Source organism: Pseudoalteromonas sp. SWYJ118, from assembly GCF_015864505.1.
GTDB lineage: Bacteria > Pseudomonadota > Gammaproteobacteria > Enterobacterales > Alteromonadaceae > Pseudoalteromonas > Pseudoalteromonas arctica.
Window position 1 is genome coordinate 40,109 of sequence record NZ_JADYXC010000005.1, and the last position, 22,208, is coordinate 62,316.

At 39.3% G+C, this 22,208-nt stretch carries 19 protein-coding genes; 7 read left to right on the top strand and 12 right to left on the bottom strand.

Annotated elements, in window-relative coordinates; all coding sequences use genetic code 11:
• Positions 1–90: 90 nt before the first annotated feature.
• On the bottom strand, positions 91–1,098 hold the full coding sequence (gene trhO, locus I6F48_RS07270) for an oxygen-dependent tRNA uridine(34) hydroxylase TrhO (protein WP_007583069.1): 1,008 nt from the start codon (positions 1,096–1,098) through the stop codon (positions 91–93).
• A gap of 208 nt (positions 1,099–1,306) precedes the next feature.
• Between trhO and I6F48_RS07275 the strand changes: the two genes are divergently transcribed.
• Both I6F48_RS07275 and I6F48_RS07280 read left to right on the top strand, forming a co-directional pair.
• Entirely contained in the window at positions 1,307–2,635 is a 1,329-nt protein-coding gene (locus I6F48_RS07275) for a DEAD/DEAH box helicase (protein ID WP_197119156.1), read from the top strand.
• A 2-nt stretch (positions 2,636–2,637) separates the two neighbouring features.
• Positions 2,638–3,471: a CvfB family protein gene (locus I6F48_RS07280; protein WP_024590152.1), complete on the top strand. Its 834-nt coding sequence runs from the start codon at positions 2,638–2,640 to the stop codon at positions 3,469–3,471.
• 43 nt (positions 3,472–3,514) lie between these two features.
• On the opposite strand, the gene I6F48_RS07285 is transcribed toward I6F48_RS07280, so the two are convergent.
• The 10 genes from I6F48_RS07285 to gyrA form a co-directional block, all read right to left on the bottom strand.
• Positions 3,515–3,889, bottom strand: coding sequence for a hypothetical protein (locus tag I6F48_RS07285; protein WP_197119157.1), 375 nt, complete (start codon positions 3,887–3,889; stop codon positions 3,515–3,517).
• A 93-nt stretch (positions 3,890–3,982) separates the two neighbouring features.
• On the bottom strand, positions 3,983–4,687 hold the full coding sequence (gene pyrF / locus I6F48_RS07290) for an orotidine-5'-phosphate decarboxylase (protein ID WP_197119158.1): 705 nt from the start codon (positions 4,685–4,687) through the stop codon (positions 3,983–3,985).
• Positions 4,688–4,730: 43 nt separating this feature from the next.
• Positions 4,731–5,867 (bottom strand): lipopolysaccharide assembly protein LapB, encoded by a 1,137-nt coding sequence (gene lapB, locus I6F48_RS07295; RefSeq protein WP_165727494.1) that lies wholly within the window; start codon positions 5,865–5,867, stop codon positions 4,731–4,733.
• Between the two features lie 2 nt (positions 5,868–5,869).
• Complete coding sequence (locus I6F48_RS07300; RefSeq protein WP_024600249.1) at positions 5,870–6,151, bottom strand: lipopolysaccharide assembly protein LapA domain-containing protein; 282 nt, start codon at positions 6,149–6,151, stop codon at positions 5,870–5,872.
• 21 nt (positions 6,152–6,172) lie between these two features.
• Positions 6,173–6,460 (bottom strand): integration host factor subunit beta, encoded by a 288-nt coding sequence (gene ihfB / locus I6F48_RS07305; RefSeq protein ID WP_007583054.1) that lies wholly within the window; start codon positions 6,458–6,460, stop codon positions 6,173–6,175.
• 67 nt (positions 6,461–6,527) lie between these two features.
• Positions 6,528–8,195 carry a 30S ribosomal protein S1 gene (gene rpsA, locus I6F48_RS07310; protein WP_002961176.1) on the bottom strand — a complete coding sequence of 556 codons (1,668 nt, stop codon included), beginning with the start codon at positions 8,193–8,195 and terminating at the stop codon, positions 6,528–6,530.
• Between the two features lie 96 nt (positions 8,196–8,291).
• Complete coding sequence (gene cmk, locus I6F48_RS07315) at positions 8,292–9,002, bottom strand: (d)CMP kinase (protein WP_165727493.1); 711 nt, start codon at positions 9,000–9,002, stop codon at positions 8,292–8,294.
• Positions 9,003–9,108: 106 nt separating this feature from the next.
• The gene (aroA, locus tag I6F48_RS07320) at positions 9,109–10,386 is read right to left on the bottom strand and encodes a 3-phosphoshikimate 1-carboxyvinyltransferase (RefSeq protein WP_197119159.1); all 1,278 of its coding nucleotides are present in this window, start codon (positions 10,384–10,386) and stop codon (positions 9,109–9,111) included.
• Entirely contained in the window at positions 10,386–11,468 is a 1,083-nt protein-coding gene (serC, locus tag I6F48_RS07325) for a 3-phosphoserine/phosphohydroxythreonine transaminase (RefSeq protein ID WP_165727491.1), read from the bottom strand. The genes aroA and serC overlap by 1 nt, the downstream gene beginning before the upstream one ends.
• A 118-nt stretch (positions 11,469–11,586) precedes the next feature.
• Positions 11,587–14,286 carry a DNA topoisomerase (ATP-hydrolyzing) subunit A gene (gyrA, locus tag I6F48_RS07330; RefSeq protein WP_165727490.1) on the bottom strand — a complete coding sequence of 900 codons (2,700 nt, stop codon included), beginning with the start codon at positions 14,284–14,286 and terminating at the stop codon, positions 11,587–11,589.
• Positions 14,287–14,463: 177 nt separating this feature from the next.
• On the opposite strand from gyrA, the gene ubiG reads away from it, so the two are divergent.
• From ubiG to yfaE, 5 genes are all read left to right on the top strand, one after another.
• Complete coding sequence (ubiG, locus tag I6F48_RS07335) at positions 14,464–15,174, top strand: bifunctional 2-polyprenyl-6-hydroxyphenol methylase/3-demethylubiquinol 3-O-methyltransferase UbiG (RefSeq protein ID WP_166419021.1); 711 nt, start codon at positions 14,464–14,466, stop codon at positions 15,172–15,174.
• A complete protein-coding gene (locus I6F48_RS07340) occupies positions 15,174–15,854 on the top strand; it encodes an HAD family hydrolase (protein WP_166419022.1) in 681 nt (226 codons plus the stop codon). Before ubiG ends, I6F48_RS07340 begins: the two co-directional genes overlap by 1 nt.
• 1,064 nt (positions 15,855–16,918) lie before the next feature.
• Positions 16,919–19,201 carry a class 1a ribonucleoside-diphosphate reductase subunit alpha gene (nrdA, locus tag I6F48_RS07345; RefSeq protein ID WP_165727487.1) on the top strand — a complete coding sequence of 761 codons (2,283 nt, stop codon included), beginning with the start codon at positions 16,919–16,921 and terminating at the stop codon, positions 19,199–19,201.
• 65 nt (positions 19,202–19,266) lie between these two features.
• Positions 19,267–20,397: a class Ia ribonucleoside-diphosphate reductase subunit beta gene (gene nrdB / locus I6F48_RS07350; protein WP_165727486.1), complete on the top strand. Its 1,131-nt coding sequence runs from the start codon at positions 19,267–19,269 to the stop codon at positions 20,395–20,397.
• Complete coding sequence (yfaE, locus tag I6F48_RS07355) at positions 20,397–20,669, top strand: class I ribonucleotide reductase maintenance protein YfaE (protein WP_166419024.1); 273 nt, start codon at positions 20,397–20,399, stop codon at positions 20,667–20,669. Before nrdB ends, yfaE begins: the two co-directional genes overlap by 1 nt.
• An 87-nt stretch (positions 20,670–20,756) precedes the next feature.
• Here the strand turns inward: yfaE and aldA are convergent, their stop codons facing one another.
• Positions 20,757–22,205 (bottom strand): aldehyde dehydrogenase, encoded by a 1,449-nt coding sequence (gene aldA / locus I6F48_RS07360; RefSeq protein WP_197119160.1) that lies wholly within the window; start codon positions 22,203–22,205, stop codon positions 20,757–20,759.
• Between the last annotated feature and the right edge of the window lie 3 nt (positions 22,206–22,208).

Genomic DNA, 22,208 nt, shown 5'->3' on the forward strand with positions numbered 1-22,208 from the left:
CATCGGAGTGTGAAAACAATTACTGCACAATTTTGGGCACAAAAAAAGAGCCTAAATAGACTCTTTAAATGTAATACTTATTGTAAAAATTTATTTACCACGCTGAGCGTCTTTTTGGGCTTTTTTGGCTTCTTTACGTTGCTGTAAAACAGCTTGTGCCTCATTACCAATATGACCTTCACCACGGGCTTGCGCTAATTCTATTTGCTTTTGGCGCTCCGCAAAACGTGTCCGTTGCTCGTCTGTCACTTCTTCAATACAATGATGACAAGATACACCTTCCATGTATTCAGGCTTTAACTTTTCGTCTTCTGTAATTGGCATACGGCACGCGTGGCATTGATCATAAGAGCCCTTTTGTAAGTCGTGATCAACCGCAACGCGATTATCAAATACAAAACATTCGCCTTCCCACATGGTTTCTTCTTTTGGCACTTCTTCTAGATATTTTAAAATGCCGCCTTCAAGATGATAAACTTCATCAAAACCTTGCTCTTTCATGTAGGCCGTCGATTTTTCGCAGCGGATACCACCTGTACAAAACATCGCTACTTTTTTATGTTTTTCAGGGTCTAAGTTTTCTTTAGCCCACTGTGGAAATTCGCGAAAGGTTTTAGTATTTGGATCGACTGCATTTTGAAATGTACCAATTTCAATTTCGTAATCATTACGTGTATCAATTAAAATTACTTCTGGGTCAGATATAAGTGCGTTCCACTCATTTGGCTTTACATAGCTACCCACAACTTTAAGCGGATCTACGCCTTCAACGCCCATCGTTACAATTTCTTTTTTTAGTTTTACTTTAGTGCGGTAAAACGGGCATTCATCATCGTAAGATTCTTTTGTTACAATGTTTTTTAAGTTTGGTTGCTCATCAAGCCAGGCTAATAAGTTGTCTATCCCTTCACGTTTTGCAGAAACAGTGCCGTTTATACCTTCGGCAGCGAGTAGTAAAGTACCGCGTACTTCATTTGCTTCCATCACTTCAAGCAACGGCTTACGGATAGCTTCAAATTCAGGTAAACCAACAAATTTATACAGCGCACATACTACAAAGTGATCGCCCGTTACATTATCTTTATGAACAACAGTCATTATATTTCCTATTTTGCCTTATTAGCCAGTATTGGCGTTTACCGAATCGTAAATCCGGCGCATATGGGGCGCGTATTTTACGCTTTTTTAGTTTAATTGCAAAAAATAGCGCTATAGATTGGTTTTTACTGTTAGCGACCTATCTGTGTAAGCTATAATGCGCTGATAAATTTATAGACTTAATTTGCTCATTTTGGAGAAACACACATTGCAGTTTACTGATCTTGGGATTGATACACGCCTTGAAACACAACTAGCACATCAAGGGATCACCCAGCCCACCGATATTCAAGCGCATGCAGTGCCTACCGCACTTGCAGGGCATGACATTTTCGCTCAGTCTAAAACTGGGTCGGGCAAAACCTTGGCGTTTTTATTACCTGCTGTACAAAGGGTTATGAAACAAAAAGCACTCAGTAAACGCGATCCTCGTGTACTTATTGTTGCTCCTACTCGTGAGCTTGCTACGCAAGTATTTACTCAGCTGCGTTTATTAATTGCAGGCACAGCCATTAAGGCCGTAAAAATACTTGGTGGCGAAAACTTTAATGACCAAATAAAAGCACTTAGAAACGACCCACAATTCGTAGTTGCTACACCAGGGCGTTTAGCTGATCACATTACAAAACGTTCATTACAATTGAGTGGACTAGAACTGCTTATTTTTGATGAAGCCGATCGTATTTTAGATTTAGGCTTTACCGAGCAGTTAAAAATGATTAACGAGCAAGCTAATCACCGTTTACGTCAAACGTTATTGTTTTCTGCAACACTTGACCATGCTCAAGTAGATGCTCTATCACGTAACCTATTAAAAAAACCAAAGCAAATTACGCTAAGTGCGGCGAACGAGCAACATAGCGATATTAAACAAACGTTATACCTTGCCGATCACCTTGATCATAAAGAAGCGCTTTTAGAGCACTTTTTGAATCAAGATGATGTTGGCCAGTGCATTATCTTTACAGCAACACGTTCTGACACGAGTCGCTTGAGTGAAGCGCTTAATGCTAAAGGCTTCAAGTCTGTAGCGCTTGCTGGTGATTTAACACAAAATAAACGTTTAGATATAATGGATTCGTTTAGTCGCGAAAACTTTAAAATATTAATCACCACCGATGTTGCATCTCGTGGTTTAGATTTACTAAGTGTAACGCATGTTATTAACTTTGATTTACCAAAACACGCTGAAGAGTATGTACACCGCATAGGTCGTACAGGACGAGCAGGCTTTAAAGGTAACGCAATTTCATTAGTTGGCCCAAAAGATTGGGCAAGTTATTTAGCTATTAAAGCATTTTTAAATGATGAGTTAAAATTTGCGAGCGTAGAGGGCTTAAAAGCTAAGTTTAAAGGCTTAAAAGAGAAAAAGCCTGAGGCAACGTGGGATAAATCTAAAGAAAAATCCGCCGCTGTTAAAAAGCCTGTATTTAAACGCAAAGCCAAAGCTAAAAAGCCAACAGCACCTATTAAAGCACCAATGAACATTGATGGCGATACACCAATGCGCCGTAAAAAAAAGACTGAGCAGGAATAATTATGAGTTACCTAGGAACCACACAAACATTATTTGTAAAAGAAGTGAGTAACGAAGGTGCTTACTTAGACGGTCATGATTTAGGTGAAGTGTTTTTACCAAAACAAGAAATTAAACATGAGCTTGAAGCGGGCGATAGCATTAGTGTATTTATCTTTTTAGATAATGCTAATTTAGCGACTGCGACAACTAAAAAGCCACACGCACAAGTAGGTGAATATGCCCTACTTCGCGTTAAAGAAATTAATAGTATTGGTGCATTTTTAGATTGGGGTCTTGAAAAAGATGTTCTAACTCCGTTCAACGAACAAAAACCACGCATGCAAGAAGGTCATTCATATTTAGTTCGTTTGTACCTTGATAATGCAAGCCAACGTATTTGTGCATCAAACAACTTTAATCGTTTCTTATCTAAAGATGAGCCGCAATATACTCACTTACAAGAAGTGGATTTAATCGTCGCTGGCAAAACAGATATTGGCTACAAGGTATTAATTGAAGAATCGCACTTCGGTGTTGTTTTTTACAATATGGTATTTAAAAGTTTATTTGTAGGCCAAAAGCTTAAAGGGTTCATTCAAAAAGTACGTGAAGACGGAAAAATTGATGTTGTACTAGAAAAGCCAGGTATGGGTAAAGTAAGTGACCTTGGTGAAACTATTATGCAAAAACTTAAAAACGAAGGTGGAGTTATTCCATTAGGCGATAAGTCTGAACCTGAAGCGATTAAAAAGATGTTTTCTACTAGTAAAGCTAATTATAAAAAAGCGATTGGTGGATTGTTTAAACAAGAGTTAATAGATATTGAAGCGAAATCCATTCGCTTAAGATCTTAGTCATAAATAATAGGCTTGAATTACCAATAATATCTGTTGGTAATTAACCTAAAATATACTTATAAGGCAATGTACATTGCGTATATTGCCTAGAGTAATCAAGCACTTCACCTTTCGACTCAATATTGAGTGGCGCTAAACGAAAAACCTTTTTTTCACATTCTGTTTTTTTATCATCAAGTTTCGATATGCATTCACTCACACTTACATGCTGAGATATGAGTGTATCTTCATTTTTGTAACACAGGTGATGAGCATAATCTTGCATTGTTTTTTTAAAATCAAACATATTGATTGGATATGTTTGAATTATATCTGTAACGGTTGTTACACCGTCATATGCTTTGTTAGAAAAAACATATTTATTTACGCTAAATCCCACAACAATAATTATTAATGAACCAAATAATAACTTCAAAACAAACCCCTACTTCATCTTCATTCTAATAATGTAACATAAAACACACATTAGGTAAGGGTTATTAGCACTATATTGCTGCTTTTTGTTAATTTATACTATAGAACTATTAACATCGTTGAGCAATTTTACGGGATTATCCGCTTGAGTGATGGGCCTTCCTATTACTAAATAATCACTTCCTGCATCTATAGCTTGCTTAGGAGTCATAATACGCTTTTGATCGCCGGCATCACTGCCTTCAGGACGTATACCTGGTGTTACAAGTTTAAAGTTCTCACCTAACTCTGCTTTTAATGCTTTAGCTTCTTGCGCAGAACACACAACGCCATCAAGCCCTGCTTCCTTTGCAAGCTTAGCTAAATATATAACTTGTTCTTGAGCTGATTTATCAACACCCAAACGCTTAAGTTCTGTCTCATCCATGCTGGTTAATACAGTAACAGCAATAAGTAGTGGCGCTTTGTCACCAAATTGCTCAAGAGCAGACTTAGCTTTACTCATCATTTCAAAGCCACCAGATGCATGTACATTAACCATCCATACACCCATTTTCGCAGCGGCAGTAACCGCTTTAGCTACTGTATTAGGAATGTCATGAAATTTTAAATCTAAAAAAACATCAAAACCTAAATCAATTAACTCTTGAACAAATGCAGGCCCAAAATAAGTAAACATTTCTTTGCCGACTTTAAGACGACATGTATTAGGAGAAAGTTGTTTAACAAAGTTTAAGGCAACTTCTTGATCATCGTAATCTAATGCTATAAGAATTTTTTTTGAGTGTTCGAAAGACATGACTATCCTAATGTATGGCAGTAAAATTATTAATATGGGGTTATTAAAATCCGTCTAAGCCTCGACTTGGAACAATGGTTTCCCAATGCTTACAAGAGGGGCAATTCCAATATATTGTGTAACTTGTAAAACCACAATGCTGACATTGAAAGTCAGGCTTTGTAGCAATATAAGAGGTTACAAGTTTATCAATTTCGTTAAGTACTTCTTTGGTATTTTTATTTTGATCGCCCATCAATTGCAGTAAAAAACTGAAACCACGAATAGTAGGTTGACGTTTTAAGCTATCAGTTAAAAATTCAAAGGCTTGTTTTGTATGCCCTTGTTCAAGTAAGGCTTGGCAATGTTTTATTTTAATTAATACACCGCCCTTTTCTAATAAATCACTGACTAATTCATGAAATTGATGCGTTAAATTTAATTGTTTATAACTGTGGGCAAGCTCATCAATAAATAAAGGCGCAAACAAAGTGAATTGAGTAACAAGTTCACGCCAGTAATAAATAGCTTTAACGTAATCTTCTTTTGCGTAAGCAACTAAACCTAATTCGTACAGGGGACGCACAGCTTTATAATTTAAGCTAATCGCTTTTCTCATTAGTTGGGGGGTACTGTCACTTAAAGCCGACTCACAATAAAAATTAGCAATCGCTTTAAATTGTTGTTCTTTTGAAAATAGCTCGCTATGGGCTTCAAACATGTTGATGCCTTTCTCCCATTCACGGGTTTGCGAGTATAAAGTAATAATAGGATCTAGCGCTTCTACATGCCCTGCTTTAACTAACCAAACTAAGTGCTCTTCCGCACTGTCTAGTAGCCCAGCCATTATGTAATCTTCGGCAAGTTCTAAACGGCTTGTTGCAGCTTGTTGTTCATTTAAGCTTGGGTGTTTTAATAAAAGTTCATGAATTTTTATTGCGCGGTCTAATTCACCTCTACGACGAAACATAGCGGCAAGTGTAGAATAGTGTTCAACCGAGTCGGCTGACACTTCAAGTAAGTTAATTAAATGCTCTAAGCCTTGATCTTCTTCTCTGTCGAGTAGAAACTTTAAGCCTTTGCTGTATTCAGAAGTGATCTGACGATTAAGTTGATGAGCTTGGTTTTTAGCACTGTTTTTACCCATAATCCAACCGTAACCGGCGGCAACAGGTAATAGTAAAAACAAAAGCTCAATCATAGTTAGGTGTCTTTATTCGCGGCAAGCTTTTTTTTATCTTTTTCAGGCGCTAATTGCTTTTTTAAACGGTAGTTTTGCCACTTTAATTGCGAAAATAATTTAAAGCTAATAAAACAACCAATCAAAACACCTAATAAAAAGCAGATACTTATTATTACAGCTAAAGGTAATGTATTACTGGCTATAATATAATTTATTTGTACTAACTGTGGGTTTTGTGACCCTAATACAAATGCACTGATCAGGCATAGTGCAACCAGAATAATTTTTAATACCTTGAACAAGTAACTACTCCACTAAGTTAACTAGGCAATGCTTTCATTTACGCGGTCGCGTAATTCTTTGCCTGGTTTAAAATGAGGTACATGCTTTCCTTCAAGCTCAACTGTATCGCCAGTCTTAGGATTACGACCTGTGCGAGGAGCGCGGAAATGCAAAGAGAAACTACCAAAACCTCTGATCTCAATACGATCTGAAGTAGATAATGAGCCGGCCATTTGTTCAAGAATTTCTTTTACAGCATTCTCAACATCTTTCACTGGAACGTGTGCGTGTTGTTCCGCAAGTGTTTCTATCAGTTCTGACTTAGTCATAGCGTTTCCTTAAAAAGAGATATAGGAAGGGCAAAAAATGCCCTTCCAACTAAAAACTAATTATATATTAGTCTTTTTGTGCATTTGCGAAAGCAGCTGCCATTGCGTTTTCAAACACTGGCTCTTCTTTCTTAAGCTTCTCTAGTACTTCTTTCTCTTCTGCTTCGAAAAGAGCTTTTACAGATAAGCTTAAAGTGCGGTTCTTACGATCAACACCAACGTATTTAACTTCAATCTCGTCGCCTACAGAAACAACAGTAGTTGCATCTTCAACGCGCTCTTGAGCGATATCAGCTACACGGATGTAACCTTCAACGCCTTCGATAAGTTCAACAGTTGCGCCTTTCGCATCAACTTCAGTCACTTTACCTTTAACAATAGCACCTTTTTTGTTTGCATCAAGGTAGTTATTGAATGGGTCAGCTTCGATTTGCTTAACACCTAGAGAGATACGTTCACGCTCTGGGTCAACTTGCAATACGATAGCAGTGATTTCGTCGCCTTTCTTGAATTCACGTACAGCTTCTTCGCCAGGTGTATTCCAAGAAATGTCTGAAAGGTGTACAAGACCGTCAATACCACCGTCAAGACCGATAAAGATACCGAAGTCAGTGATTGATTTGATCTTACCAGTAACTTGATCGCCTTTGTTCTGTAGACGAGCAAATTCCTGCCAAGGATTAGCAATACATTGCTTAAGACCAAGAGAAATACGACGACGTTCTTCGTCAATTTCTAAAACCATAACTTCAACAGTGTCGCCTAAGCTAACAACTTTTGAAGGATGGATATTTTTGTTAGTCCAATCCATTTCAGAAACGTGTACTAAACCTTCAACGCCTTCTTCGATTTCCACGAAACAGCCGTAATCTGTAAGATTAGTAACACGACCAGAAAGTTTAGAACCTTCTGGGTAACGACCAGCGATAGCTGCCCATGGATCTTCACCAAGCTGTTTAAGGCCTAGAGATACACGAGTTTTATCTTTGTCGAATTTAAGAACTTTAACTGCGATTTCGTCGCCAACATTAACGATTTCTGAAGGGTGCTTAACACGCTTCCAAGCCATATCAGTAATGTGTAGTAGACCATCAACACCACCAAGGTCAACGAATGCACCGTAGTCAGTAAGGTTCTTAACGATACCTTTAACTTCTTGACCTTCAACAAGGTTAGCAAGAAGCTCTTCACGTTCTTGTGAGTTTTCAGATTCGATAACTGCACGACGTGAAACAACAACGTTGTTACGTTTTTGGTCAAGCTTGATTACTTTAAATTCAAGCTCTTTGCCTTCAAGGTGAGTTGTGTCACGTACTGGACGAACATCAACAAGTGAACCAGGTAGGAAAGCACGGATTGAATCAACTTCAACTGTGAAACCGCCTTTAACTTTACCGTTGATAACACCAGTAACAGTTTCTTGCTCTTCACATGCTTTCTCAAGACGGATCCATGCTTCGTGACGCTTAGCTTTCTCACGAGAAAGAATAGTTTCACCGAAACCGTCTTCAATTGCATCTAGTGCAACATCTACTTCGTCGCCAACAGCAACTTCAAGTTCACCAGCAGCATTTTTGAACTGCTCAGCAGGGATAGCACTTTCTGATTTAAGACCAGCATCTACAAGTACAATGTTGTTCTCGATTGAGATTACTGTACCTTTAACGATAGAGCCTTGCTCTGCTTCAAAACCCTTTAAGCTTTCTTCAAATAACTGCGCAAAATTTTCTGACATACGAATATACGTCTCTATATATTATACCAATAAGCAACCATGCTGCATGGGGTTGTTAAAATAGCACTGGCATCCTGCTGGCGCATAAAATGTGTTTTAGCTTCGTTTAGGAAGCTTACCTTCAGAGATAGCAATATCTAATAAAGTTATTACTTTATCAAACACTTGCTGTGCATTAAGTTCGCTAGTATCGATCTCAATAGCATCCTCTGCAGGCACAAGCGGAGCAATGGCACGATTCATATCGCGCTCATCACGAGCTTGAATATCCTGTAATAGACCACTTAGTGTAACATCAAGACCGCGCGTATTCAACTCAACAAAACGTCTACGAGCACGCTCTTCTGCGCTTGCTGTTAAATATATTTTTAACGGTGCATCTTGAAAAACCACAGTGCCCATATCACGACCATCGGCGATTAAGCCATTTTCAGTGCGAAATGCACGCTGACGGCGTAATAATGCTTCACGAACGCGAGGTAATGCTGCAACCTTTGACGCTGCAGCGCCTACTTCTTCATTACGAATAGTAGTCGTTACATCTTCGCCTTCTAAAATAACTTTTCCTGCATTAGTTTGGCTATCTACCAAAAACTGCACATCTAAATTTGCAGCAAGAGGGACAAGCCCTTCTTCATTGTCTAATGCAATTTGGTGATGAAGTGCAGCTAAAGATAAAACGCGATAAATCGCACCACTATCTAGTACATCCCACCCCAACTTGTCGGCTAACAAGCGACAAACAGTTCCTTTACCTGAACCACTTGGGCCATCAACGGTGATCACGGGCATTAATAACGCCTGCATTTAAAACCTCCTGCAATGCACACCTAAATAAACCGCGACATTATACGTCAGTTATTAAAATATATCTGCTATTAGTGTGTAACTTTTGTAATTACTTCTAAATAGCTTATTCACTGACTGATGCTAAAACATTGAAAAATGTAGGAAATGTTTTATAAGTACACTTTGGATCATTAATCGTTATTGGCTTTCCGCCTACGGCAACCATAGCAAAACACATAGCTATACGGTGATCGTCGTAAGTGTCTATTGCTACATCGTTGAAGTGTTTAGGCGGTGTAATTTCTATAAAGTCATGCCCTTCTACAACTTCAGCGCCTACTTTTCTAAGCTCAGTTGCCATTGCGTACAAACGGTCTGTTTCTTTAACGCGCCAGTTATAAATATTACGAATAGCGGTTTTACCTTTAGCAAACAAAGCAACTGTTGCCAGTGTCATTGCTGCATCAGGAATTGCATTCGCATCTATATCTACGCCATTAAGCTCGCCTTTGCGAACAACTAAACGCTCATCATACCAATCAATTTTAGCGCCAACCTGCTCCATGACTTTAGCAAAGCCAATATCACCTTGAACCGATTTAGCGCCAACACCTTTAATTTCTATCTCGCCACCGGCAATCGCTGCAGCTGCAACGAAATAAGAAGCCGATGAAGCATCACCTTCAACCATAATACGCTCGATTGATTGATACTGTTGACCACCTTTAACGTTAAAAGTTGCATAGTCACTGTGCTCAACATCAATACCAAAGCGCGCCATAACACCTAACGTAATATCAATATAAGGTTTAGATACTAAAGTACCCTTAATAGTTATATTTGTATCGCCGTTAAATAAAGGTGCTGCCATTAACAAGGCAGTTAAAAATTGGCTTGAAATACTGCCGTCAATTTCAACTTCACCGCCTTTTATTTGACCACCTACGATTTTAAGTGGTGGATAGTCTTTGTGTTTTGTATAGGTAACATCACCACCCAGCGCTTGTAGAGCATCAACTAAGTGCCCTATTGGACGCTCTTCCATACGCGGCTCGCCTATTAGCTCGTACTCACCACTTACAGCAGCTAGTACGGCGGTTAGAGGTCGGTAGGCAGTACCTGCATTACCTAAAAATAATGGTTCGCTCGGTGTTTTAAACACACCACCAACACCCTCTACAGTGGCTACAGTGCGTTCTTCATTAAGTGTTACATTTACACCTAAAAGCTTCAGAGCACCCAACATATGACGAATATCATCACTATCAAGTAAGTTCTCTACAACAGTTGTACCACTAGCAAGCGCTGCTAATAATAAAATACGGTTTGATAAACTTTTTGACCCAGGTAAGGTAACTGTGCCATTTACACGAGAAATGGGCTCTAAACGAAGCTGCTCCATTAGCTATTTTCCTTTGCAAAGGCAGCCATAAAGTCAACTAGTGCTTGAACACCTTCAAGTGGCATTGCGTTGTAAATGCTGGCGCGCATACCGCCCACTATTCGGTGACCTTCCAAAGCAAGTAAACCCGCTTCGTTAGATTGAGCAACAAATTTGCTATTTAAGCTTTCATCATTCAACCAAAAAGGAACATTCATACGTGAGCGACAATGCTTAGCAACAATATTTGAATAAAAATCAGAGTTATCGATAAAATCATACAGTAAATCTGCTTTAGCAATATTTTGTGCTTCCATGGTTTTTACACCACCATTGCTTTCAAGCCATTCAAATACTTCAGCCGCTAAATACCAAGCAAAAGTCGGTGGGGTATTAAACATACTGCCCTGCTTTGCTTCAAGTGCGTAATCTAAAATACCAGGTTTTGCTAAACCTTCACGCTCTAGTAATGTTTTACGCACAATAACGATTGATATACCTGATGGACCAATATTCTTTTGTGCACCGGCATAAATTAAATCAAATTTATTAACGTCTATTTCGCGCGATAAAATAGTTGACGACATATCAGCAACAATTGGTGCTGTTGGGTGGCTAGGCACATCAAAAATCTCTAAGCCATCAACGGTTTCGTTAGGGCAATAGTGGATATACGCTGCATCTGCTGGTAAATCCCAGTCAGCAACCGCTTTAATAGAAAACTCGCCATCAGCATCATTACGTATGTCGGTAAAAGTCGTTTGAGTAAATTTACTCGCTTCATCTCTCGCGCTTTTTGACCATACGCCATTTTCGCAATAAAAAGCGGTTTTACCTTCTTGATGTAAGTTTAGCGGTACAGCACTAAATTGTCCTCGGCCACCACCATGCATAAACAACACTTCAAACTCATCACTAATATTCATTAAGCGGCGAAGGCTAGCTTCACATTTTGCAGTAACCGCTAAAAACTCTTTACTACGATGGCTTATTTCCATCACAGAAACACCCAAACCTTGCCAATCTAGGAACTCTTTTTGCGCTTTTTTCATCACCGCTTGCGGAAGCATAGCCGGTCCCGCACAAAAATTATATTTACTCATTACCTTTGCCTCATTCCAGTAATTAAAAATTTCAAGCCTGATCGCACTGCAAACAAGCTGTATTAGTTTTATTCAACAACATAAAAAAAAGCGGCTAAAGCCGCTTTTTCAATTTCAATTATTCAGAAGGAGGATTGTCATCCACTACTTCTTCAATAACCGTATCAACTGTTTCAACGTCTTCGATATCAATTAAGTCACTCTCAGTAACTTCAATCTCTTCTATACGTTGTAAACCAACTACTTGCTCTCCGTCAATAGTTCTGATCAAAATAACACCTTGCGTGTTACGTCCAACCGTAGAAACTTCATTAACGCGAGTTCGTACTAAGGTACCACGATTAGAAATAATCATTATTTCATCGTTGTCATCAACTTGCACAGCACCAACAACAGCACCGTTACGTTCACTCACCTTGATAGATACAACACCTTGTGTTGCACGACTCTTAGATGGATAATCTTCAAGCTGTGTACGTTTACCGTAACCATTTTCAGTTACCGTTAGAATAGCACCGTCAGTTTTTGGTACAATTAACGATACTACGCGTTGCTCGTCTGGCATTTTAATACCACGAACACCGGTAGCAGTACGACCCATTGGGCGAACACCTTTGAAGCGAATCTCAGGGTTGCCTTCTTCATCAAGTACTGGGTTACCGTTTTCATCAACAACGGTTGTTTCTTCAGCTTCTTTAAAGCGTACTACTTTACCAGCATCGGTGAACAACATAATTTCGTTGCTACCATCGGTAATATCAACACCAATTAAGCTATCGCCATCATTTAAGTTAACAGCAATAATACCGCTTGCACGTTGACGACTGTAAGCCGTTAATGGTGTTTTCTTAACAGTACCAAATGCAGTTGCCATAAAGATGTATTTATCTTCTGCGTACTCGCGTACTGGCAATATAGCTGTAATACGTTCATCAGCTTCAAGTGGTAACAAGTTAACAATTGGCTTGCCGCGCGCTGCACGACTTGCTAGTGGTAACTGATAAACTTTAAGCCAATATAAACGACCCGCTGTAGAGAAACACAATATAGTATCGTGCGTATTTGCAACTAACAGACGTTCAATGAAATCTTCATCTTTCATCTTCGTTGCTGACTTACCTTTACCACCACGACGCTGCGCTTCGTAATCAGACAATGCCTGATACTTCACATAACCTTCGTGAGAAAGCGTTACTACAACGTTTTCTTCAGTAATTAAATCTTCTAAGCTTATATCGTGAGCTGCGGCGTTAATTTCTGTACGACGTTCATCGCCATATTGCTCTTTAATTTCTACTAGTTCGTCACGAATAACTTCCATTAAACGCTCAGGCGTAGCCAAAATATATAAAAGATCAGCAATTAAATCTAATAAGGTTTGGTATTCACTTATAATTTTTTCGTGTTCAAGACCAGTCAACTTATGTAAACGTAAATCTAATATTGCTTGAGCTTGTTGCTCAGAAATATAATATTGACCGTCGCGAATACCTAAATCAGCGGCTAACCAATCAGGACGAGCTACATTGTCTTCACCCGCTTTCTCAAGCATGCCTTGTACATGACCTAGTTCCCACGGACGTGCTGTTAAAGCAATTTTAGCTTCAGCAGGTGTAGGAGATTTACGAATAAGCTCGATAATTGGGTCAATGTTTGCAAGTGCAATCGCTAAGCCTTCAAGCGTGTGTGCACGGTCGCGGGCTTTGCGTAAATCAAACACGGTACGACGAGTTACTACTTCACGACGGTGAATAATAAACTCTTCAAGCATTTCTTTTAAATTAAAACACTTAGGTTGGTTATTAATTAAAGCAACCATATTCATACCAAACACAGTTTGTAACTGAGTTTGTGAATATAAGTTATTTAGAATAACTTCGCCTACGTCACCACGTTTGATCTCAATAACGATACGCATACCGTCTTTATCTGATTCATCTCGTAGCGCGCTAATACCTTCAATTTTCTTATCTTTAACCAGCTCAGCAATTTTTTCAATTAGGCGAGCTTTGTTAACTTGATAAGGAATTTCGTGAACGATGATTGTTTCACGGCCTGTTTTTTCATCGGTTTCGACGTCGGCGCGTGCACGCATGTACACTTTACCACGGCCAGTTAAGTAGGCTTGTTCGATGCCCTTCTTACCGTTGATAATTGCAGCCGTTGGGAAATCAGGACCAGGGATATAATCCATTAACTCTAAAATAGTTAAATCAGGATTTTGAATAAGTGCCAAACACCCGTTCACAACTTCAGTTAAGTTATGTGGTGGAATGTTTGTAGCCATGCCTACTGCAATACCCGACGAACCATTCACTAATAAATTAGGAACTTTCGTTGGTAAAACATCAGGGATGAACTCTGTGCCATCGTAGTTAGGAACGAAATCAACCGTTTCTTTTTCAAGATCGGCTAATAACTCATGCGACATTTTTGCCATACGTACTTCTGTATAACGCATTGCCGCTGCTGAATCACCATCAACCGAACCGAAGTTACCTTGGCCATCTACAAGCATGTAACGTAGTGAGAATGGCTGAGCCATACGAACTATCGTGTCATAAACTGCACTGTCGCCGTGTGGGTGGTATTTACCGATTACGTCACCGACCACACGGGCCGATTTTTTGTAAGGCTTGTTCCAGTCATTACTAAGCTCGTTCATTGCAAACAAAACGCGGCGGTGAACAGGTTTTAAACCGTCACGTACGTCTGGTAATGCACGTCCTACTATTACGCTCATTGCGTAATCTAAGTAGGAGTTTTTTAACTCGTCTTCAATATTGACTGGCAGAATTTCATTGGCGAGATCAGTCATTTGATATCACATTCCTTCAGTATCAGCTCTCAACAACCCGGTATTGGGTATTAAGAGTATTTGTTATTATTACTAACAGCCATGCTATCACAATTAATTTCAATTTACAGGCGCAAAACTTTGCGATTTATCAATTTAGCCCTATATAATGGCCTCAGATTGACGAGGAAGTATTTTATGACCGAACATCAAAATGTAGATCACGCAGAAATAGCAAAATTTGAAGCCATCGCAGAGCGTTGGTGGGACCTAGACGGAGAATTCAAACCTCTTCACGAAATTAACCCGTTACGTTTAGATTTTATAGCAAACAAAACGCAAGGCTTATTCGATAAAGAAACACTCGATGTTGGCTGTGGCGGCGGCATTTTAAGCCAAAGCATGGCGCGTATGGGTGCTAAAGTAACCGGTATCGATATGGGACAAGAGCCTTTAACTGTTGCTAAATTGCATAGTTTAGAGACAGGCGTAAATGTAGATTACATAAAAGTACCTGCCGAAGAGTATGCATCACAAAACCCAGAACGTTTTGATGTAATAACGTGTATGGAAATGCTTGAGCACGTACCCGACCCTGCTTCTATCATTCATGCAGTAGCAGCACTTGCAAAGCCAGGTGCAGATGTGTTTTTTTCAACGCTGAACAAAACGCCTAAAGCATACTTATACGCGATAGTTGGCGCCGAAAAGCTGTTAAAAATGGTACCTGAAGGCACACATGACCATAAAAAGTTTATTAAACCTGCGCAACTTATTGCATGGGCAGAGCAAGCGGGTTTAAAAGTACGTGCAAGTACAGGGCTTTCTTATAACCCACTATCAAAGCAATATACGCTTAATAACGACGTTAGCGTAAATTACATACTTTATTTTGAGAAGTTAGCTTAATGGCTAGCTCTCAATCCCCTCTATCTCTTATTGAGTACGATGCATTTTTATTTGATTTAGACGGCACCCTACTCGATACCGCTGATGATTTAGGCGCTGCTTTAAACGCAGTGCTTATTAGTAATAAAATCACACCTGTTAGTAGTGATGTATACCGCCCTGCGGCATCTAACGGCGCAGGTGCATTATTAGAGGCTGGTTTTAAAAAGTTATGGGCTAAACAACACCAAAGCGAGCTTATTAAGCAATTAGTTGACGAGTACGCTGCAAACATAGCAAAACATACGCATTGCTTCTCTGGTGTTGAATCGTTACTTATCGCCCTTGATCAAAAAAAGATCAAGTGGGGGATCATGACCAACAAACCTGGCTTTTTAACCGATCCTTTAGTGGCTGCTATCCCCGCTTTAAAAAACGCCAGTGTAGTCATAAGTGGCGATACCTTGGCTGAGGCCAAACCATCACCGCTACCACTACTACATTGTGCAAAGCTTATGGGGGTAAAACCAAACCGTTGTTTGTACATTGGTGATGCCGAGCGTGACATACAAGCAGGCAAAGCGGCAGGTATGCACACTGCAACGGCACTTTGGGGTTACATACCAAGTATTGATGAAGCCAACAGCTGGAATGCTGATTTTAACTGGCAAAGTCCAATTGATGGTTTTAACTATATATAGTTCTATGTTAATTATTAAACACTATATATTGTGATTGTGTTAGTTTTCACACAAAGCTTGTCAATAAAAAAAGCAGTCAGAATTTATTTTTAAAATGCGCAAATTTAGCAGAACATTAGTTTACTTTTTAAACGCCTTTAATTAAATGGTCGTTTAAGTGTGAGCGTCTACTAACACAAATGCGTTATCCCAAAGTTATACACAAACAGGGGCAATTATGTCCCTTGCAAAACAACTCAGACCACATTAAAGTTTTATTAACACTTTGATGGAATTGATATTTCAACTAGGTGGAGGGGCTAACACCATACTCAAGGTTTGAATATGATGTTAGCAAAGACACTTGCTAAAATTTAGGAAAGCGCCCAAGTGTGGAAATTTGAGCGTAACTGATTCTTATATTATCGGCAAGTGACTAACTCAGATTTAGGATAACTAAAGTTGAAACTCAATATTTCTATAGAAATTTCAGAGAGTGTAATAATGATTCTTTTTAAAATTATTACACTGGGTAGCATGCTCTTCGCATAAACTTAAATGGGCTATCTTTTAGCCCATTTCTATTTCTTACCCCTAATTATGCTTTTTATTTCTGAAAGCATTGAATCGTGAACATTAAACAACTAACTTAGATAGTCCATTAAAACCATATATAGTGCTATGTTAATTATTAAACACTATATATTGTGATTGTGTTAGTTTTCACACAAAGCTTGTCGATAAAAAAAGCAGTCAGAATTTATTTTTAAAATGCGTAAATTTAGCAGATCATTAGTTGATTTCTGCATATTCTAACTTAAATGATTGTTCGAAGGTGAGTGTCTACTAACACAAATGCGTTATCCCAAAGTTATCCACAAATAGGGGCAATTATGTCCCTTGCAAAACAACTCAGACCACACTATCTTGTGATCTCTAAATTGAACAACACCAGATATTGTGGCCAAATGTTATTCAATTAAATTCGCCATTACGGTGAAACTTATAATAAATGAGTACTTACCTTGCCATTGCGAGGTATGACGCATTAGTCAAAATACATAATTCCCAAGGAATACAGGCAAATGAACCAACAGTTATCTGTAAGCAAACGTGACGGGCGTAAAGAGCCACTTGATCTTGATAAGATCCATCGCGTTATTGAATGGGCCGCCGAAGGTTTAAAAAACGTATCGGTTTCGCAAGTTGAATTAAAATCACACATTCAGTTTTACGACGGTATTCGCACTAAAGACATACACGAAACCATTATTAAAGCTGCTGCAGATCAAATTTCAAAAGAATCGCCTGATTACCAATACCTAGCGGCACGTTTAGCTGTATTCCATTTACGTAAAAAAGCGTACGGCCAATTTGAGCCACCACGTTTATTCGACCATGTAACAAAAATGGTTGGCGATAAACGCTACGACGCCCACTTACTTGTAGATTACACTGAGCAAGAACTAGACGAGCTTGATGCGTACCTTGATCATTCTCGCGATCTTAATTTTAGCTACGCGGCTGTAAAGCAGCTTGAAGGTAAATACCTTGTTCAAAACCGTGTATCGGGTGAGATTTACGAAAGTGCACAGTTTTTATATATTTTAGTAGCGGCGAGCTTATTTTCTGACTACCCACGTGAAACACGCGTTTCTTACATTAAGCGTTTTTACGATGCAGTCTCGTTATTTAAAATATCACTACCAACGCCTATTATGGCAGGTGTACGTACGCCGACTCGCCAGTTTAGCTCATGTGTATTAATTGAGTGTGGCGATAGCCTTGATTCAATTAACGCTACATCGTCTGCGATTGTTAAATACGTTTCACAACGTGCGGGCATTGGTATTAACGCAGGTCGAATTCGTGCGCTTGGTAGCCACATTCGTAACGGCGAAGCGTACCACACTGGTTGTATTCCTTTTTATAAGCACTTTCAAACAGCTGTTAAGAGTTGTTCGCAAGGTGGTGTACGTGGCGGCGCAGCAACATTGTTTTACCCGCTTTGGCACTTAGAAGTAGAAAACCTACTTGTGCTTAAAAATAACCGTGGTGTAGATGACAACCGTGTTCGCCACCTTGATTACGGCGTACAGTTTAATAAATTAATGTACTCTCGTTTAATTAAAGACGATTACATTACGTTATTTAGCCCATCAGACGTGCCAGGCCTTTACGATGCATTTTTTGAAGACCAAGAAGAGTTTGATGCGCTTTACGTAAAATATGAGCAAGACGAATCTATTCGTAAAAAGCGTATTAAAGCCATTGAGCTTTTCTCTATGTTTGCACAAGAGCGTGCAAGTACAGGTCGTATTTATTTACAAAATGTGGACCACTGTAATACACACAGCCCGTTCATTGCTAAAGTTGCGCCTATTCGCCAATCTAACTTATGTTTAGAAATTGCATTGCCAACTAAGCCACTAAGCAACGTAAACGACGAAGAAGGCGAAATTGCACTTTGTACACTGTCTGCGTTTAACTTAGGCGCCATTGAGTCACTAGACGAGCTTGAAGAGCTAGCTGAACTTGCAGTGCGCGCACTTGATAACTTACTTGATTTCCAAGACTACCCTGTACCGGCTGCAAAAAATGCGACTATGGGTCGTCGTACACTAGGCATAGGCGTAATTAACTACGCATACTACTTAGCTAAAAACGGTAAGCGTTACTCAGATGGCAGCGCAAATGCACTGACTCACAAAACGTTTGAAGCGATTCAGTACTACCTAATGAAAGCATCAAACGAGCTTGCTAAAGAACGTGGTGCATGTCCTAAGTTTAACGAAACAACGTATTCACAGGGCATTATGCCAACAGATACGTACAAACGTGACTTAGATAAAATTTGTGATGAACCACTTCACCTTGATTGGGATACATTACGTGCCAGCATTAAAGAGCACGGCATGCGTAACTCAACACTAAGTGCGTTAATGCCTTCAGAAACATCGTCGCAAATCTCTAACGCAACAAATGGTATTGAGCCACCACGTGGTCACATTAGCGTTAAAGCAAGTAAAGACGGTATTTTGAAACAAGTAGTGCCTGAGTACGAACGTTTAAAGAATAACTACGAGTTATTATGGGATATTCCATCAAACGATGGTTACTTACAACTTGTGGGCATAATGCAGAAATTTGTTGACCAAACTATATCGGCAAACACAAATTATGATCCAAATAAATTCGAAGGCGGTAAAGTACCTATGCAAGTCTTATTAAAAGACTTACTAACTGCGTACAAACTGGGTGTTAAAACCTTGTACTACCACAACACTCGCGATGGTGCCTCAGATATGCAAGAAGATACTCCAGAAGTGGAAGATGATGATTGTGAAGGCGGCGCGTGTAAAATATAGTTATTAATTTTTATTTTAAGCGGGCATTTAGCCCGCTTTTTCTGATAGTTTTTTGAGTGATAAACATGTCTTATACTACATTTAGCCGAAACCATAATAACCAAATGCTAGAGCCAATGTTTTTTGGCCAAACTGTTAACGTATCTCGTTATGACCAACAAAAATACCCAATTTTTGAAAAGTTAATCGAAAAGCAACTGTCTTTCTTTTGGCGTCCTGAAGAAGTAGATGTAAGCAAAGACCGTTTAGACTTTCAAGCATTACCAGATCACGAAAAGCATATATTTTTAAGTAACTTAAAATATCAAACTTTGCTTGATAGCGTACAAGGTCGTTCACCTAACGTTGCCCTACTTCCTATTGTATCGTTACCAGAGCTTGAAACATGGATAGAAACGTGGGCATTTAGTGAAACGATTCACAGCCGCTCGTACACGCATATTATTCGTAATGTTACGCAAGCCCCTGAACTTATTTTTGATGACATAGTTAGCAACGATAAAATAAGCGAACGTGCCGATGCTGTAACCACATACTACGATGACTTAATTAATTCAGTGTCGCTTTACAACCTTTACGGTGAAGGCAAACACGAAATTAACGGCAAAACAGTGATCGTTAATTTGTTCGAACTTAAAAAGAAACTTTACCTTGCCATGATGTCGGTAAATATTCTTGAAGCCATTCGTTTTTATGTAAGCTTTGCGTGTTCGTTTGCGTTTGCTGAGCGTGAATTAATGGAAGGTAACGCTAAAATTATTAAGCTTATTGCGCGTGATGAAGCACTTCATCTTTCGGGTACTCAGCATATTTTAAATATTATGCAAGACGGTAAAGACGACCCAGAAATGGCAATTGTTGCAGCTCAGTGCCGCGACGAAGCTATTAAAATGTTTGTAGAAGCCGCAGAGCAAGAAAAAGAATGGGCAGAGTACCTATTTAAAGATGGTTCTATGATTGGTCTAAACAAGCATATTTTATGTCAGTACGTTGAGTACATTACTAACGCACGTATGACCGCTATTGGCTTACCAGCACAGTTTGAAAATAACAGTAACCCTATTCCATGGATCAATTCATGGTTAGTGTCTGATAACGTTCAAGTAGCACCACAAGAAGCTGAAATTAGCTCATACCTTGTTGGTCAAATCGACTCGCAAGTAGATGCCTCTGAATTTGGTGACTTTGATTTATAATGAGTGACAAGTCTACTGCAAGCATAACGCTTGCAGAAAACAGCCAGTGTATAGAATTTACCACTGGCTGCCCTTCTGTTTTACAGTGCTTAGAATCCATGAAAATAGACGTTGCATTCCAATGCCGCGAAGGTTACTGCGGCGCCTGTAGAGCAACGTTAGTGTCAGGTAGTGTTGAGTATAACGAAGAGCCACTGGCGTTTGTGCGCGAAGGCGAAATACTCCTGTGCTGCTGCAAGCCTAATGGTGACATAAGCATAAATTTAAAATAATTTATGAACAAAATAAAAAGCCGATAATTTATTATCGGCTTTGTTATTTATAAATCAACGACCCAGGGAGATTGTTGTTTAATTATATTATTTTTCTTTTAAGTAAACGGTTTTCTTTTCTAGATATTGCTCTAAACCAAACTTACCGTCTTCACCGCCAAAACCACTTTGTTTCCAGCCATTATGAAAACCTTGATGCTGCTCACCCATACCACGGTTAATATATACCTCACCCACTTCTAATTCGTTAATAGCTTTATTAATATCAAAAAAGTTTTGAGTGAATATATAGGCGCTTAAGCCATAAATACTGTCGTTACAGTACTGTATTGCTTGATCCATATCTTTAACTTTTACAATAGGGAGTACTGGGCCAAAAGTTTCTTCGTGTACTGCAATGTTATCTTGCTTAACGTCTACAAGTAACGTTGGTTCGTACCAACAACCACCTTCGAAACCCTCAACAGAAGCAACTTTACCACCAGTGGCGACAGAAGCGCCTTGTTGAATACTTTGTTGAACAATGTGGTCAATGTTGTCTATTTCACGTTGATTACATTTAGGACCCATTTGTGTATCTGGGTTCATAGGATCCCCAACACGAAGTGCTTTTACTGCTGGTATAAATTTAGCCATAAATGCATCGTACACAGACTCTTGAACATATAAACGCTCAACACAGGTACATACTTGCCCGCAGTTAGCAAAGCGACCCCAAAGCGCACCTTCAACAGCCTCATCAAGGTCGGCATCTGCCATAACAACCATCGGGGCTTTACCGCCAAGTTCAAGCATTACAGGCGTCATATATTCTGCGCTAGTTTTATAAATTTGCTTACCTGCAGCAGTAGAGCCTGTCATGGTGATCATTTTAGTAATTGGGCTTTCACACAATGCTTGGCCAACAACAGAACCTGATCCATTAATAACGTTTAGCACGCCAGCAGGAATCCCCGCTTCGTTTGCTAAACGACCCAGCTCGGTGGTTGCTAAAGGTGTTTCTTGGGTAGGTTTTAATACAATAGAGTTACCTGTAATCAAAGCAGGTCCAATTTTACGACCAGCCAATGCCAGCGGAAAATTCCACGCAGTAATACCAACAACTACGCCACGTGGCACTTTATGAATGTATATTTTTTCATCTTCGTTATCTGAAGGTAAAATATCGCCTTCAATAGTAAGTGCATGGTCGCATGCATAGTCAATAAAAGTCGCTGTTACGTCGACTTCCATTTGTGCAACTGATAGCAATTTACCTTGCTCTGCAACAAGCATTGGTGCAAGAATATCTTTATTTTCACGAATTTTATTAGCAAACACGCGCAATATATTTTGACGTGTGCGAGCTGTCAATTTAGCCCACTTTTTCTGGCCTACATTCGCTGACTCAAGTGCATACTGCGCATCTTCTATACAGCCTTTTGGTATTTCACCAATTTTTTTACCCGTAGATGGGCTTAATATTTCAATGGTGCCACTTACTTTAGAAGCGACATATTCACCATTTATAAAATTCACATTATTATGAAAGTTCATTGT